The sequence below is a fragment of the Citreimonas salinaria genome (genome assembly GCF_900107235.1).
Classification (GTDB): domain Bacteria; phylum Pseudomonadota; class Alphaproteobacteria; order Rhodobacterales; family Rhodobacteraceae; genus Citreimonas; species Citreimonas salinaria.
Genome location: NZ_FNPF01000005.1, coordinates 165,467 through 180,170 on the forward strand (window position 1 = coordinate 165,467; position 14,704 = coordinate 180,170).

General features: G+C 69.0%; 13 protein-coding genes. 6 read left to right on the plus strand and 7 right to left on the minus strand.

The features are described 5' to 3' along the window. The first annotated feature begins 103 nt into the window (after positions 1-103). Complete coding sequence (locus BLW27_RS08625) at positions 104-598, plus strand: hypothetical protein (protein WP_143042225.1); 495 nt, start codon at positions 104-106, stop codon at positions 596-598. A 16-nt stretch (positions 599-614) separates the two neighbouring features. Then, the gene (locus tag BLW27_RS08630; protein ID WP_089882214.1) at positions 615-1,490 is read left to right on the plus strand and encodes an alpha/beta fold hydrolase; all 876 of its coding nucleotides are present in this window, start codon (positions 615-617) and stop codon (positions 1,488-1,490) included. Here BLW27_RS08630 and BLW27_RS08635 read toward each other — a convergent pair. Then, positions 1,487-2,359, minus strand: coding sequence for a glycosyltransferase family 2 protein (locus tag BLW27_RS08635; RefSeq protein ID WP_089882216.1), 873 nt, complete (start codon positions 2,357-2,359; stop codon positions 1,487-1,489). The genes BLW27_RS08630 and BLW27_RS08635 overlap by 4 nt on opposite strands. Positions 2,360-2,433: 74 nt before the next feature. Here BLW27_RS08635 and BLW27_RS08640 point away from each other — a divergent pair, with 74 nt between their 5' ends. Then, positions 2,434-3,177 carry a hypothetical protein gene (locus BLW27_RS08640; protein ID WP_089882218.1) on the plus strand — a complete coding sequence of 248 codons (744 nt, stop codon included), beginning with the start codon at positions 2,434-2,436 and terminating at the stop codon, positions 3,175-3,177. Here BLW27_RS08640 and BLW27_RS08645 read toward each other — a convergent pair. From BLW27_RS08645 to BLW27_RS08655, 3 genes are all read right to left on the minus strand, one after another. After that, positions 3,168-4,436, minus strand: coding sequence for a glycerate kinase type-2 family protein (locus BLW27_RS08645; RefSeq protein ID WP_089882220.1), 1,269 nt, complete (start codon positions 4,434-4,436; stop codon positions 3,168-3,170). The genes BLW27_RS08640 and BLW27_RS08645 overlap by 10 nt on opposite strands. A gap of 28 nt (positions 4,437-4,464) precedes the next feature. Then, positions 4,465-5,175: an RlmE family RNA methyltransferase gene (locus BLW27_RS08650; protein ID WP_089882222.1), complete on the minus strand. Its 711-nt coding sequence runs from the start codon at positions 5,173-5,175 to the stop codon at positions 4,465-4,467. A 70-nt stretch (positions 5,176-5,245) separates the two neighbouring features. Next, a complete protein-coding gene (locus BLW27_RS08655) occupies positions 5,246-6,358 on the minus strand; it encodes a Ppx/GppA phosphatase family protein (protein WP_089882224.1) in 1,113 nt (370 codons plus the stop codon). A gap of 273 nt (positions 6,359-6,631) precedes the next feature. Between BLW27_RS08655 and BLW27_RS08660 the strand changes: the two genes are divergently transcribed. Both BLW27_RS08660 and BLW27_RS08665 read left to right on the plus strand, forming a co-directional pair. Next, positions 6,632-6,928 (plus strand): virulence factor, encoded by a 297-nt coding sequence (locus tag BLW27_RS08660; protein WP_089882226.1) that lies wholly within the window; start codon positions 6,632-6,634, stop codon positions 6,926-6,928. Between the two features lie 45 nt (positions 6,929-6,973). After that, the gene (locus BLW27_RS08665) at positions 6,974-8,032 is read left to right on the plus strand and encodes a methyltetrahydrofolate cobalamin methyltransferase (protein ID WP_089882228.1); all 1,059 of its coding nucleotides are present in this window, start codon (positions 6,974-6,976) and stop codon (positions 8,030-8,032) included. A 142-nt stretch (positions 8,033-8,174) separates the two neighbouring features. Here the strand turns inward: BLW27_RS08665 and BLW27_RS08670 are convergent, their stop codons facing one another. The 3 genes from BLW27_RS08670 to BLW27_RS08680 form a co-directional block, all read right to left on the minus strand. Then, a complete protein-coding gene (locus BLW27_RS08670) occupies positions 8,175-9,215 on the minus strand; it encodes an MBL fold metallo-hydrolase (protein ID WP_089882230.1) in 1,041 nt (346 codons plus the stop codon). Between the two features lie 122 nt (positions 9,216-9,337). Further along, the gene (gene mfd, locus BLW27_RS08675) at positions 9,338-12,817 is read right to left on the minus strand and encodes a transcription-repair coupling factor (protein WP_089882232.1); all 3,480 of its coding nucleotides are present in this window, start codon (positions 12,815-12,817) and stop codon (positions 9,338-9,340) included. 61 nt (positions 12,818-12,878) lie between these two features. Further along, positions 12,879-13,397, minus strand: a complete 519-nt coding sequence (locus BLW27_RS08680) for a component of SufBCD complex (RefSeq protein WP_089882234.1) — start codon at positions 13,395-13,397, stop codon at positions 12,879-12,881. Between the two features lie 182 nt (positions 13,398-13,579). On the opposite strand from BLW27_RS08680, the gene hemB reads away from it, so the two are divergent. Next, on the plus strand, positions 13,580-14,578 hold the full coding sequence (hemB, locus tag BLW27_RS08685) for a porphobilinogen synthase (protein WP_089882237.1): 999 nt from the start codon (positions 13,580-13,582) through the stop codon (positions 14,576-14,578). Positions 14,579-14,704 lie beyond the last annotated feature (126 nt).

The window sequence follows — 14,704 nt, forward strand, 5'->3', positions numbered from 1 at the left end:
GTGCCCGCTCTTCAGGGATGCAACCGGTTTCGGCCACGATCCTGCCCCGGAAACGCGGAAATTGGTTCTTATCCTTGCCCAGATCATCCCCGACACAGTGCACATGACAGTGATGAAGCAAACCCAGGTCGACTTCAGACAGCGCGTGCGGCGGATCGCAGCCGCGTCCCAGGCTGATCGGCCGCGCGCCCAGGGCGCGCATCGCCCGGTGGTGAACGCCCTCGCCGGAGCCGGCGCCGCGGTTCCGCTATACGCCGCGACGGGGCCGACATTCGGTCCCAACACCCTCAGCTGGTTGGCGTGGTTGCCCGCGCCCCTCCGCGACGAGGCGCTGATGTTGGTCGCAGCGGCGATCGGCGCGGCGCTGGTGCTTCTGCTGGTGCATGGGTTGCGGCTGGTGATGCGACGCGGGACGGAAGCGCGCAACTCGGCTGCCGCACTGACCGGGGCCAGCACTGCCGCCACGGCCCTGATGGTGTTCACCACGATGCCCGATGCCGCGCTGGCCGGTTACGCCGACGTGCCGCTGGACGCCGTGCGGGCCGCGGTGCTTCAGGTCACGCAAGTCATTCCCGGACTTGACGTCGGGCGCCTCTAGCGCTCCGATCCCGGGCATGGATCAGGATTGCCCGGGCCCCGCCCGCCACTTCACCGCGCCGGATGGCACCATCGCCTACGAGACGATGGGCGAAGGTCCCCCGCTGCTGTTGCTGCACGGCTTTCCGCAGTGCCGTGCCATGTGGGCCCAAATCGCGCCGGCGCTGGCGGATGCCTATACGGTGGTGATCGCCGACCTGCGCGGCTACGGTCAAAGCCACAAGCCCGCCAGCATGGAAGCGATGAGCTTTCGCGCCATGGGTTCGGACATGGCCGCGCTGATGAGCCACCTCGGCCACGAACGCTTTCATCTGGCGGGTCATGACCGCGGCGCGCGCACGGCGCATCGGATGGCGCTGGATGCAACCGACCGCGTGCTCAGCCTGACCGTAATGGACATCGTGCCCACTCTGCACCTGCTGGAAACGCTGAGCCACGAGGTCGCGCGCGCCTACTACCACTGGTTCTTCCTGGCCCAGCCCGCGCCCTTTCCCGAGACCATGATCGGCCACGACCCCGACGCCTTCTTCGAGCGCTGCCTCCTGGGCTTCGGCAAGGCGCAGCTGTCGGATTTCGATGCCGCCTCGCTGGGCGCCTGCCGCGCCGCCTGGCGCAACCCGGCGGCGATCCGCGCCATGTGCAACGACTACCGTGCGGCGATCGACGTAGACATTGCTGACGACGCGCGTGATCGTGGCCGCCGGATCAAGTGCCCGGCGCTGGTGCTTTACGGCGCGGACGGCGCCATGGCCCGCGCGATGGACGTGGCAGAGACCTGGCGGCCCTGCCTGTCGAACATGCGCACAGCCGTGATCGACGGCGGGCATTTCTTCCCCGATCAGCACCCGGACGCGACCGTCGCCGCGCTGCGCACCTTCCTGGAAGGTTGCTAGAACAATCCGGCGAACCGCTTGGGCAGCCGGTATCGCACCGCGTGATCATCCCGCGCGAACTGCCAGAACCCTGTATCGCCGCGCGGCCCCCAGGTGGCGTGCATCGCGTCGCGCAACCAGCCGGTGTCGAAGCCGTCCTTCAGCGGCAGCGCGTCGAAGGCATCGAAAACGGCCGCGTCGTCACCGCGGGCCTGCGCGAACCAGTGGCGACCCACGGTCGTTTCACGCAGTCCTACGCCAAGCGCGGCGGTCATGGCATTGCGCCGGTCCTGCGCAGCCACGTAGGTCGCGAAATCCGTGTATTTCAGATGCAGCAGGTACAGACCCTCGGGCGTCTCGAGCCGGTCGTGCTGCGTGAAGTGCCCGCCGCGCGCGATCTTGGTGCCTGTGCTGACGATGCAGGGCTTGGAATAATCCGGGGCGGGACGCACATGCATCCGTGGCCCCAGAACGCTCGTGTCGATCGGCTCGCACTCGATCCGTCGGTGGTGGATCACCTCGAGTCCCACGGGCGTCAGCACACGCCGGCCCCGCGTTCGCCCGAGGAATTCGAGCAGGCTACCCCGCTCGGGGTCCAGCACGACCAGCTCGTCCACGTCGCCGACGATGATGTGGGTGTAGTAGGGCCGCAGCGCCTGCACGATGTTGTTGAGCATGCGCCAGCGCTTCATCTCGAAATTCGGGTGCGGATCGCCCGGAATGCCGATCACGTTGCAGCCTTGGGCCATGCGGGCGACCTCGGCGCCGCGGCCGTGGTTGATCACGGTGCAGTTCTCGCGTCCCAGCATCGCGCCGTAGTGGCGCAGCCAAGCTGCGAGGAAGACCGTGTCGTCGCGCACCATCGTGACCGCCGCGGCGATGTTTTGCATGCCTTGCCTCGTCCTCGGCCCTTTCCGCCAACCTACAGCGCCGATAGCGTGGCACAAGACAGTCGGAGGACAGGATGCTCGAAGACGACGTGGCGCGGCAGGGCTGGCACATCGACGCGCGCGAACGGGCCGCCCGGTTCCAGGTGCTGGGCGAGCGATGCTCCGGCACCAACTTCGTCAAGCGCCTGATCGGCCGCAACTCCGCGCTGACCGCGACCGAGGAAATGGGGTGGAAGCACGGCTTTCCGTCTATGATCGCGATCCCCGAGGACCTCGCCGTCGTCTGCGTCGTCCGCGACGCGCGCGACTGGGCGTTGTCGGTGCATGCACGTCCCTGGCATTGCCCGCCCGAGATGCAGCGCCTTGCGTTCCGCGATTTCATCCGGGCGGAATGGACCACCGTCGCCGACCGGGCGCGCTACTTTCCGCAGGTCGCGCGCGAAGGCGGCTTGGGCCGGCCGCTGCAGCCCGACCGCGACCCGATGACCGGTGCGGCATTTCCCGACCTCTTCGCCCTGCGCCGCACCAAGCTGGCGGCGCTGCTGTCATACAAAAGACGCGGCTGCACGCTGGTCTTGGCGCGGTTCGAGGCGGTGCGCGACGCGCCGCAGGAATTCCTTGCAACGCTGCACGACGTGCTCGACCTCGGCCTGCCGCCCGTTTACCGCCCTGTGGTCAAGCGCCTCGGCAACCGGTTCAAGCCCGCGGTGGAGCCACGCCCGTCCCCCCCGACGCGTTTTCCCGACACGGACCTCGCGCTTCTGCGCGCGCGCCTGGATCTGCGCCAAGAGGCCGCCTTGGGTTACAGCTATGATTGAGGATCGATCAGAATCGCCCTGAAATCGTTGACGTTTGTCCCTGTCGGCCCGGGCGCAAACAGCGTGCCGGCCGCCGCGAAAGCGCCATACGGATCCTGCGCCGCGGCAAAGGCGGCCGGGTCGTGCCCCGCCCGCCGCAAGGCGGGAAACGTCTCGCCATCGGCGAAGGCGCCTGCATTGTCCTCGGACCCGTCGATGCCGTCGGTATCCGCCGCCAGCGCCGAAATGCCCGCCACGCCCTCGATCGCCGTGGCGAAACTCATCAGGAAGGCGGTGTTGCGCCCACCGCGGCCGGGATCGTCGCCCAGCGTCACGGTCGTCTCGCCGCCCGAAAGCAGCACCACGGGCGCGGCAATGGGGCGGTTGCGCGCCGCGATCTCGCGCGCCATCGCCGCGTGCATCAGGCCGATGTCACGCGCCTCGCCCTCGATCGCGTCGGACAGGATCGCGGCGCGGATGCCCTGCGCCTCGGCCCGCGCCGCCGCCGCCTCGAGCGACAGCCGCGCCGAGGCAACGACGCGGACGCTGTTACCGGCGAAACGGGGATCGTCCGGGTCGGGCGCGCTTGCCGCATCGCTCGAAAGATGCTTCATAACCCTTTCCGTAAGCGCGATTTTATGCGCATCTGCCATGCGCAGCGCCTGCGCCCGCCCGACCGCGTCCGGCACCGTCGGGCCCGAGGCGACCTGCGCCGGGTCGTCGCCCGGCACGTCCGACACGATCAGGCTACAGACGCGCGCGGGATGCGCCGCCAGCGCCAGCCGCCCGCCCTTGATGCGGCTCACGTGCTTGCGGATCGCGTTCATCGCGCCGATCGGGGCGCCACTGCGCAGAAGTTCCCGGTTCAGCGCCTGCTCGTCCGCCAGCGTCAGCCCCTCGGGCGGCGCGGGCAACAGGGCAGATCCTCCTCCGCAAATCAACGCGATGACCAGATCGTCCTCCGTAAGGCCACTTACCGCGTCGAAGACTGCCTGCGTTGCCCGCGCCCCCGCCTCGTCCGGGACCGGATGCGCGGCTTCGATCACCTGCAGGTGCCGGCGCGGAGCGCCGTAGCCGTAGCGCGTGACCACGACGCCTTCGACCGGGGTGTCCCACAGATCCTCGAACGCGGCAGCCATCTGCGCCGCACCCTTGCCCACGGCGATCACGACCGTGCGTCCCTTCGGGCGCTCGGGCAGCGCATCCGCCAGCGCGCGACGCGGATCGGCGGCATCCACGGCGGTGTGGAACAGGTCGGCAAGGAATGCGAAGCGGTTCATCACGCGGCCCCGGACATTGCGCGCGCCATCAGCCGCGAAACCCGGTCGCGACGACGAACTTCTCGGACGAATCCTGCCGGCTGGCGGGCGGCTTCACGTTGGCGACCTTCTCGAACCGCTGCTTGAGCAGTTGCTGCATGCTGCCCTCGGCGCCGCCGGCCAGAACTTTGGCGACGAAGACGCCGCCGGGCTCCAGCACGTCGAAGGCCAGCGCGGCGGCGGCCTCGCACAGCGCCACGATGCGCAGGTGGTCGGTCTGCTTGTGGCCAGAGGATGCCGCCGCCATGTCCGACATCACCACGTCGGCCGGCCCGCCCAGCCACGCCTTGACCTTCTCGTCGGCGCCGTCCTCCATGAAGTCCAGCTGGTGGATCTCGGCGCCCGGCACCGGTTCCACCTCCTGCAGGTCGACGCCCAGCACGCGGCCCACGGCCTTGCCCGGCTTCTCGCCCAGGGCGTTGACGCGCTTGACCGCCACCTGGCACCAGCCGCCGGGCGCGCAGCCCAGATCGACCACCCGCGCACCGGGAAGCAGGAAGCGATACTTCTCGTCCAGTTCCAAGATCTTGTAGGCCGCGCGCCCGCGATAGCCCTCGGCCTGGGCGCGCTTGACGTAAGGATCGTTCAGCTGCCGCTGCAACCAACGGGTCGAACTGAGCTTGCGTCCGCGGGCGGTCTTCACGCGAACCTTCAGGTCGCGTTCACCACGCCCGGAACTGTTCTTGGGTCCCTTGGCCATCCGCGCTCCTGTCGTCATTCTGGTTAATGTATTCCGGGGAAATCGGCACGTCAGCGCCAAGTGCAGAGTCCTAAAGCGGCCCGTCCTCAAGCACCCCGTCCGCGGACATCTGCGCGTAAAGCAGCCCCTCGCGCAAGCCCCGGTCGGCCACAGAAAGCTGATCCGTCGGCCACAGGCGCAGCAGCGCCTGCAGGATCGCGCTGCCCGACATGATCAGCGCGTGCCGGTCGGGGCCGATACGCGGATCGCGCCGGCGCCCGGCGGGGCCGAGGTCGAGGTAACCTTGGATCACCGCCTCGATCTGATCGCTGGTCATGCGCAGCCCGTCCACCTTCGTCCGGTCGTAACGCTTCAGCCCCAGATGCGATGCGGCCACCGTGGTGACCGTGCCGCTGGTGCCGATGATCTGGAACCCCTCGCGCGCCTGCTCGTCCTGGTAGGGCGCGAATTCTGCCAGGTTCTCCTCGAAGAACCAGCTCATCAGGGCATAGCGCGCGGCGTCGTCGGACACGTCGCTGAACTGGTCGCGCAGCGTGGCCACGCCCAGCGGGACGCTGATCCAGTCCACCACCTTGGCCGTGGGGAACGGGCTGTCGGTTGTGTGGAAGCCCGCGTGCAGGCGCATGATCGCGCGCGGCCGGTCACGGGGCGCCACGCGGCTCAGGTCGATCCAAACCAGTTCGGTCGAGCCGCCGCCGATGTCGACGACCAGCAACTGCTCGGTCCGCGTGCTGACCAGCGGAGCGCAGGAGATGACCGCCAGCCGGGCTTCTTCCTCGGGCTGGATGATCTCAAGCGTCAGCCCGGTCTCGCGGCGCACCTGGCGGATGAACTCGGTCGCGTTGCGCGCCCGGCGGCACGCCTCAGTGGCGACCAGCCGCATGCGCCGGACGTTGTGCCGCTCGATCTTCTGGCGGCAGATTCGCAGGGCCTGGATCGTGCGCGCCATCGAGGCACGCGACAGACGACCCGACCGCTCAAGCCCTTGCCCGAGCTGAACGGATTTCGAAAAACTGTCGATCACATGGAACTGACTGCCCTTGGGCTGGGCGATCAGCATGCGACAACTATTCGTTCCCAGATCCAAAGCGGCATAAAGCGCGTTCGGATCCGGGCGGGCAGGCGCGGAACTCTCGACCGGTTTCGGGAAAGCGTCCGCACCCGTGGGACGCTTCGGCGCCATGATCTTGCGCCTTTCCGATTTCAACTTGCCCTCAAGGTAAGCGTCGCGCAGCGGTCACGCAAGCGCCAACCGCGCCCCCGCCCATGTCGTGACGCATGTCCGGCGCAAACCCCGCGCATGATAATCATGCAGCGAATGGGCCAGCGGGCGGGTTGGCCCGGCTACCGGCACCGGCTACCTTTGTCGCGGATCGCGTCGCGGCGGTCGAATTCCGACCCCGCACGGCGCCGAGCCACGGATACGAACAAGCAGCACAGCCAAGGAATCAGGCGCATGCCCGACGTCACCATCGTCTACTGGCGCGACATCCCGGCGCAGGTCATCGTCGGCAAGGGCCGTCGCGGCGCCAAGCAGCCGCTGGCCGAGCGCTTCGAGCAGGCCATCGACCGCGCCGCGATGAAGGTGGGCGCGTCGGATACCGACGCCTACCTGGCCGAATGGCGCAAGGCACAGCCCTACCCCGTCGACGGCGAGCCCGATGCGGTCGCGAAGGCCGAGGCGGCGCGCATCGAGGCAGAATACGACACCGAGCGGCTCAAGCAGCTCATCGCCAATGACGGCCGCGCCTAGAAAGACTGCCGCCGCGGCCCGCGCCACAACCCAACAGGAGAGCAAATGACCCGCACCATCGTCGAGTCCAGGACCAAGACCGCCGTGATCGGCTTTGACGAGCCGTTCTGCGTGATCGGTGAACGGATCAATCCGACCGGGCGCAAGAAGCTGGCGGCCGAGCTCGAGGCCGGCGACTTCTCGACCGTCGAGGCCGATGCCATCGCGCAGGTCGCCGCAGGGGCCAACGTGCTCGATATCAACGCGGGCGTGGTCTACAACTCGAACCCCAACCCGAACGAGACCGAGCCGCCGCTGATGCGCAAGGTTCTCGAACTGGTGCAGGGGCTGGTGGACGTGCCGCTGTGCATCGACAGTTCGGTTCCGGGCGCGCTGGAAGCAGGGCTCGAGGTCTGCCACGGGCGGCCGCTGCTGAACTCGGTCACCGGCGAGGAAGAGCGGATGGAGCAGATCCTGCCGCTGGTGAAGAAATACAACGTGCCGGTGGTGGCGATCAGCAACGACGATACCGGCATCTCCGAGGACCCCGAGGTGCGTTTCGCCGTGGCGAAGAAGATCGTCGAGCGGGCGGCGGATCACGGCATCCCCGCGCATGACATCGTGGTCGATCCGCTGGTCATGCCGATCGGCGCGATGGCGACGGCGGGCAAGCAGGTCTTCACGCTGGTGCGCCGCCTGCGCGACGAGCTGGGGGTCAACACCACCTGTGGCGCGTCCAACATCAGCTTCGGCCTGCCGAACCGGCACGGGATCAACAACGCCTTCCTGCCGATGGCGATGGGCGCGGGCATGACCAGCGCGATCATGAACCCGGTCGCCCTGCCGGTGACCCAGACGAAGATCGCCGAGAAGAAGGCCGAGGTCGAGGCCGCCGGGATCATCCTGCCCGAGGATATCGACGACGAGACCTTCGTCGCGCTGTTCGGGCTGGACTCGATGACGGCGCGGCCGGGATCGGAGATGGCGGCCATCCGCGCGGCGAACCTGCTGCTGGATTCCGACCCGCATGGCGGCGAGTGGATCAAGTTCAACAAGGCCCCCGGAGAGGGCCCGGCAGGCGCCCGGGGCGGCCGGGCGAACGGGCGGCGCCGGCGGCGCGCCTGAAGCCGAGCATGTGCCTGTCCCACGGTGGGACAGGCATCCTGCCACGCGGAATCAATAGGTTACAGAGACGGATTCATCTTCCGTTAGGAATTGCCCCTCCGAAAGACCAAGTTCAGGACCGGTGCGGCGGACGCCGATGCGGTCAGGGCGCCCCTCTGTCCGCCGCGGACGGCGACGGGTCCGGCGCGGTGGTCGAGCCGGGGGCGAAGGCTTTGGCAAGCTCGGCGGCGAGGGCCTCGGACTGGCCGGTGTAGCGGGCGGAGTGGTGAAAGCCCGCGACGCGACGGGCACCGGCGGCGCGGGCGATCTCGCCTGCCGCGCGGGCGGTCAGGTGCGCGGTCGCGGCGGCAAGATCGCGGTCGGCTTCCAGGAACGGCGTCTCGATGAACAGGTGGTCGGCGTCGCGGGCGATCTCGACGATCCGCGCGCGGTTCGCGGCGGTGTCGGCGGCATCGGTGACATAGGCGACGCGCTGTCCCTGTCCGATCCGGAAGACACGCGCGCGAAGCTCGCCCAGCGGCATCGCGCCGTGCCCCGGAACGGCGACCATATGCCCGTCGGAGGCGCCGGCGCGGATCGCCGTCTTCGCCTCGTCCAGCCAGGGCCCGACCGGCAGGCCAAGGTCATCCAGCGCGGTGCGCCAGACGTTGACGCGCACCGCCTCGCGCAGGGCGAAGGCGAGCGAGGGGATGCGATGATCGAGCGCCACCGCCTCGACAGTGAAATCGTCCTCGGAAACCACGACGCCGTCGCCGAGCGTCGGAGGAGGCAGGTCGCGGCGGCGGAACGCCTCGCGGGCGCGGAACTCGGCGCTGGCGGAAAGGCGCGCGCCATCGAATTCGTGGGCCGTGAGACGGAAATCCACCGAATCCGCGCCGAGCAGGTTCCAGGTGAAGGCGCCCAGCCGGTTCTCGACCTGCCGCAGGAACCCTTCGGGACCGATGACCGCGAGCGGCTGTGGCCGGTGGAGCCGCAGCCGCAGCAGGTGATCGAAGCTGGCGACGTGGTCCATGTGGGCATGCGACACGAAGGCGTGGCTGACGCGCAAAAGCTCGCGCGGGCCGAGCGGCGCGAGGTCGCCCAGGTCGAACAGCATGGCGCGCCGGCCGAAGCGGAAGTCGAGATACACGCCCGGATCGCCGTCGGGCGGGTTCACGAGCCGGGGTTGGACAAGCTGGGTCATCGCGCTTCCGCATTCAGGTGACCCGGCTTTATCTGCGAAACCCGGTCGAGCCGGTCAAGGCCGGGGCTCGCCGCGTCCCGATCCGCAGGCGCCCGCCGGAAGCGGATGACGGCCCTGCCCCGTCAGGCCTTTTCGCCGCGCCGCTTGATCGTGCCGGCGGCCTCGGCCAGGTCGCGCGCGATGGCGAAGGCGCCCTGGATCTTGTCCTTGTCGCGGGTCCAGTCGCGCTGCACGACGATCTTGTTGTCCTTCACCTTGGCCAGCCCCTTCTGGTCCTCGATGAACTTCACCAGCCCCTCGGGCTTGGCGAACTTGTCGTTGTGGAACTGGATCACCGCGCCCTTCGGCCCGCCGTCGAGCTTGGCGATGCCGGCACGCTTGCACATCGCCTTGATCCGCACCACCAACAGCAGGGTGTTGACCTCGCGCGGCAAAGGCCCGAACCGGTCGATCAGCTCGGCCGCGAAGCCCTCCAGCTCGACCTTCGTGGTCAGCGCGGACAGGCGGCGGTAGAGGCCCAGCCGCACGTCGAGGTCGGGCACGTACTCCTCGGGGATCAGCACCGGCACGCCGAGGTTGATCTGCGGCGCCCACTGGCCGTCATCCTCGGTCAGCCCCTCCATCTGGCCGGAACGGATCTTGGCGATCGCCTCCTCCAGCATGGACTGGTACAACTCGAAGCCCATCTCGCGCATCTGGCCGGACTGTTCCTCGCCCAGCAGGTTGCCGGCGCCGCGGATGTCGAGATCCTGGCTGGCGAGGTTGAAGCCCGCCCCCAGCGTGTCGAGGCTGCCCAGCACGCGCAGGCGCTTGACTGCGGTGTCTGTCAGCTTCGCGCGGGGCTTCGTGGTCAGGTAGGCGTAGGCGCGCGTCTTGGACCGGCCCACCCGGCCGCGGATCTGGTAAAGCTGCGACAGGCCGAACATGTCGGCGCGGTGGATGACCATCGTGTTCGCCGTGGGAATGTCGAGGCCGGATTCGACGATCGTGGTGGCCAGCAGCACGTCGTACTTGCCGTCGTAGAAGGCGTTCATCCGCGCGTCGAGTTCTCCGGCGGCCATCTGCCCGTGCGCGATCACGAAAGTCAGCTCGGGCAGCTGCTCGCGCAGGAATTCCTCGATCTCGGGCAGGTCGGCGATGCGCGGCACGACGAAGAAGCTTTGCCCGCCGCGGTAATGCTCGCGCAGCAGCGCCTCGCGGATGGTGACGGGGTCGAATTCCGAGACATAGGTGCGGATCGCCAGCCGGTCGACCGGCGGCGTGCCGATGACCGACAGGTCCCGCACGCCGGTCAGCGACAACTGCAGCGTGCGCGGGATCGGCGTGGCGGTCAGCGTGAGCACGTGGATGTCCGAGCGCATCTGCTTCAGCCGCTCCTTGTGGGAGACGCCGAAATGCTGTTCCTCGTCCACGATCAGCAGGCCGAGGTTCTGGAAGCGCACTGATTTCGCCAGCAGCGCGTGGGTGCCCACGGCGATGTCGACCGTGCCCTTGGCGATGCCGTCGCGGGTGGCGGCGGCCTGCTTGGCGCCGGTGAAGCGCGAGAGGGGGGCGACGTTCAGCGGAAAGCCCCGGAACCGCTCGGCGAAGCCCTTGTAGTGCTGGCGCGCCAGCAGCGTGGTGGGCGCGATGATCGCCACCTGCACGCCCGACATGGCCGCGACGAAGGCCGCGCGCATGGCGACCTCGGTCTTGCCGAAGCCCACGTCGCCGCAGATCAGCCGGTCCATCGGGTTACCCGACTGCAGGTCGTCCATCACGTCCTCGATGGCGCGCAGCTGGTCGTCGGTTTCCTCGTAGGGGAAGCGCGCGGCGAAGCTGTCGTACGCGCCCGGGGGCGGGTCGATGATGGGCGCCTTTCGAAGCGCGCGTTCGGCCGCGATGCGGATGAGCCGGTCGGCCATCTCGCGGATGCGTTCCTTCATCCGCGCCTTCTTGGCCTGCCAGGCGCCGCCGCCCAGCTTGTCCAGAAGGCCTTCCTCGTGGCCGTACTTGCTGAGCAGCTCGATGTTCTCGACCGGCAGGTACAGCTTGGCGTTCTCGGCGTATTCCAGCACCAGGCATTCGTGCGCGGCGCCGGCGGCGGTGACGACCTCCATGCCTTGGTAGCGCCCGATGCCGAAGTCGACATGCACGACCAGGTCGCCGGGCGACAGGCTCTGCGCCTCGGTCAGGAAGTTCTCGGCGCGGCGTTTCTTGCGCGGCTGGCGGATCAGGCGGTCGCCCAGCACGTCCTGTTCTGAGATCACGGTGATGCGGCCGTCCTTGCCGGCGGCCTGCCACGGTGCCTCGAACCCGGCTTCGAGCGCCCAGACGGCCAGATGCAATCCGCGCTTGCCGACGCGGGTGGCGTCGGTGACGGGGATCGTTTCGGCTAGGCCCTCGTCCTCGATCAGGCCCGACAGGCGTTCGCGCGCGCCCTCGGAGTACGAGGCGATGACGACGGGGCCCTTCTGCAACCGCTTGCGCACGTGGTCGGCCAGCGCGGCGAACAGGCTGATGCTTTCCTGCTGGCGCTCGGGGACGAAGTTGCGCCCGGCGCGGCCGCCGGCGTCCACCGCGCCCGGCCCGCTGGCCTGCGGCAGCGGGTTGAACTGCACGATGCGACGCTCGCCCAGCGTGGCGGTCCAGGCGGATTCGTCGAGGTAGAGCTGCTGCGGCGGCACCGGCTTGTAGACGCTGGAGCCCATCGTCTGCTTCTGGTCCAGCGCGTGCTTGCGGGCCTCGTACTGGTCGACGATGCCGTCCCAGCGCGCGTTCCGCGCAGGCTCGGCTTGGTCGTCCAGCAGAACCGGCGCGCCGGGCAGGTAGTCGAACAGCGTCTCGAGCCGCTCGTGGAAGAAGGGCAGCCAGTGCTCGATGCCTTGCGTCTTTCGCCCGGCACTGACGGCTTCATACAGCGGGTCGTCGTTGCCCGCGGCGCCAAACTCGATGCGATAGTTCTGGCGGAAGCGCGTGATTGCGGCCTCGTCGAGGATGACCTCGGAGACCGGGGCCAGTTCGAGCACGTCCAGCTTGTCGGTGGTGCGCTGGCTGCCGGGATCGAAGCGGCGGGCGGATTCCAGCGTGTCGCCGAAGAAGTCCAGCCGCACCGGCCCGCCTTCGCCCGGCGGGAAGATGTCGATGATGCCGCCGCGGATGGCGTAGTCGCCCGGTTCGGTCACGGTGGGGGCTTGGCTGAAGCCCATGCGGACGAGGAAGTTGCGCAACGCCTCCTCGTCCACGCGGTCGCCGACGCGGGCGGCGAAGGCGGCCTCGCGCAGGACCTCGCGCGCGGGGATGCGCTGGGTCGCAGCGGCCAGCGTGGTCAGCAGGACGAAGCGGTCGGGGCCGCGATGGGCAAGGCCCGCCAGAGTGGCCATCCGCGCGGCCGAGATGTCGGCGTTGGGCGACACCCGGTCGTAGGGCAGGCAGTCCCAGGCGGGGAAGTGCAGCACCGGCATCGAGGGATCGAAGAAGGCCAGCGCGTCGCGCATCGCCGCCAGACGGCGATCGTCGCGGGCGACGTGGATGACCGGGCCGCCGGCCTTGTCGATTTCGGAGAGGACGAGCCGGGCGTCGAAGCCTTCGGGCGCGCCGCCCATGATGATGCGCTGTGCCATGCGCGCCATTTGGCGTGGCGCGCGGGCGGGGTCAACCGCGTGGGCGCGAAAGCGGACGCCCTTAAAGGTAGGGCGACGCGATGTTCTGGTGCATCCCCCAGAGGGCGGTCAGGAAGATCGAAACCAGCCCGATCGCCTGGACCACGATGCGGTGCAGCCCCAGGCGCCGGCGCAACGTCTCGGCGGAGCCGTCGCCGGCGACGATCCGCCGCGCCGTCCGCAGGCTGAGCAGGAACACGAAGGACAGCGGCGCGGCCAGCAGGAACACCGCCTGCGAGAACTCGCTGCCGTAGACGAATCCCAGCAGCGCGAGCATGGTCAGCGCGCCCGATCCGAGCGCCGTCAGCCACAGGCCCGCCTCGTCCGCGATGAAGATCAGCCGGTTGGCGTTGATCGCGGCCAGCGCCTCGAGATCGGCGGCGGCCCGCGGATTGCGGCGGGCGCGCGTGATCATGTCGAAGGGCACGCCCAGCACCCAGTGACTGGCCGAGGACCACACGACCGCGAGCATGATCCAGAACCACAGGTTCGAGAACGACCGCATGTCGATGAATTCGAATACCGTGCCGTAAAAGCCCAAGGCCGCCTCGCTGCCCTATTCGTGACCGTCTCTTTCGCATGCGCGCGCAACCGCGCCGGCGCCTCATGCCTTTAGCGCGGCTCCGCGCCGGTGCCCAGCCTTCGCGGCCGGACCGGGGGCGTCTCTGGACAGCCGCGCCACCTTGGCCGATACCCGTTGCACGAACGACACGAGGACGCCCCATGCAGCCCATCCACGCCCCCTACCCGGCCGCGCGCCCGCGCCGGCTGCGCCGCACGCCCGCCATCCGCGCGCTGGTGGCCGAGACGAACCTTGCACCGTCGGATTTCATCTGGCCGGTCTTCGTGCGCGAGGGCGAGGGCATCTCCGAGCCGATCGCGTCGATGCCGGGCGTGAACCGCCTGTCGGTGGACCGCGTGGTCGAGGCCGCGCGCGAGGCGCACGGCCTGGGCATCCCGGCGATCTGCCTGTTTCCCTACACTCCGCCCGAGAAGAAGACCCGCGACTGCGCCGAGGCATGGAACCCCGTCAACCTGTCGAACACCGCCACGCGGTCGATCAAGGACGCAGGTATCGACATCGCGGTGATGACCGACGTGGCGCTGGACCCCTACAACATCGACGGGCACGACGGCTTCGTCGAGGATGGCTACGTGGTCAACGACCGCACGGTCGAGGCGCTGGTGAAACAGGCGCTGAGCCAGGCCGCCGCCGGCGCGGACATCATTGGGCCGTCGGACATGATGGACGGCCGCATCGGCGCGATCCGCGCCGCGCTCGAGGCCAAGGGCCACCAGAACGTCCTGCTTCTGAGCTACGCGGCGAAGTTCGCCTCGGCCTTCTACGGGCCGTTCCGCGACGCGGTGGGGGCGTCGGGGCGGCTGACGGGCGACAAGAAGACCTATCAGCAGGACCCGGGCAACGGCGACGAGGCGATGCGCCTGATCGCGCGCGACCTGGCCGAGGGCGCGGACATGATCATGGTCAAGCCGGGGATGCCCTACCTGGACGTGATCCGCCGCGCGCGCGACACCTTCGGCGCGCCGACCTTCGCCTACCAGGTCTCGGGCGAGTACGCGATGCTGGCCGGAGCGTCCGAGCGCGGCTGGCTGGACGGCGAGCGGGTGATGATGGAAAGCCTGACGGCCTTCAAGCGCGCCGGCTGCGACGGGGTGCTGACCTATTTCGCACCGGCCGCGGCCCGGCTGCTGAACGGCTGAGGATCCCCTTAGGGCACCGGCGGGTTCCCGCGGAAACGGGTCCCGCGGGCATCTTCTGGTGACAGCGCGTGCGGCCAAAGCTATAAAATCGCCAACCGGCGGCACGGCCGGGTATGCGAGGCACCA

Coding starts and splice junctions, on each gene's coding strand:
- BLW27_RS08625 (WP_143042225.1), top strand. CDS start 104: ATGACAGTGATGAAGCAAACCCAGGTCGACTTCAGACAGCGCGTGCGG.
- BLW27_RS08630 (WP_089882214.1), top strand. CDS start 615: ATGGATCAGGATTGCCCGGGCCCCGCCCGCCACTTCACCGCGCCGGAT.
- BLW27_RS08635 (WP_089882216.1), bottom strand. CDS start 2,359: ATGCAAAACATCGCCGCGGCGGTCACGATGGTGCGCGACGACACGGTC.
- BLW27_RS08640 (WP_089882218.1), top strand. CDS start 2,434: ATGCTCGAAGACGACGTGGCGCGGCAGGGCTGGCACATCGACGCGCGC.
- BLW27_RS08645 (WP_089882220.1), bottom strand. CDS start 4,436: ATGAACCGCTTCGCATTCCTTGCCGACCTGTTCCACACCGCCGTGGAT.
- BLW27_RS08650 (WP_089882222.1), bottom strand. CDS start 5,175: ATGGCCAAGGGACCCAAGAACAGTTCCGGGCGTGGTGAACGCGACCTG.
- BLW27_RS08655 (WP_089882224.1), bottom strand. CDS start 6,358: ATGGCGCCGAAGCGTCCCACGGGTGCGGACGCTTTCCCGAAACCGGTC.
- BLW27_RS08660 (WP_089882226.1), top strand. CDS start 6,632: ATGCCCGACGTCACCATCGTCTACTGGCGCGACATCCCGGCGCAGGTC.
- BLW27_RS08665 (WP_089882228.1), top strand. CDS start 6,974: ATGACCCGCACCATCGTCGAGTCCAGGACCAAGACCGCCGTGATCGGC.
- BLW27_RS08670 (WP_089882230.1), bottom strand. CDS start 9,215: ATGACCCAGCTTGTCCAACCCCGGCTCGTGAACCCGCCCGACGGCGAT.
- mfd (WP_089882232.1), bottom strand. CDS start 12,817: ATGGCACAGCGCATCATCATGGGCGGCGCGCCCGAAGGCTTCGACGCC.
- hemB (WP_089882237.1), top strand. CDS start 13,580: ATGCAGCCCATCCACGCCCCCTACCCGGCCGCGCGCCCGCGCCGGCTG.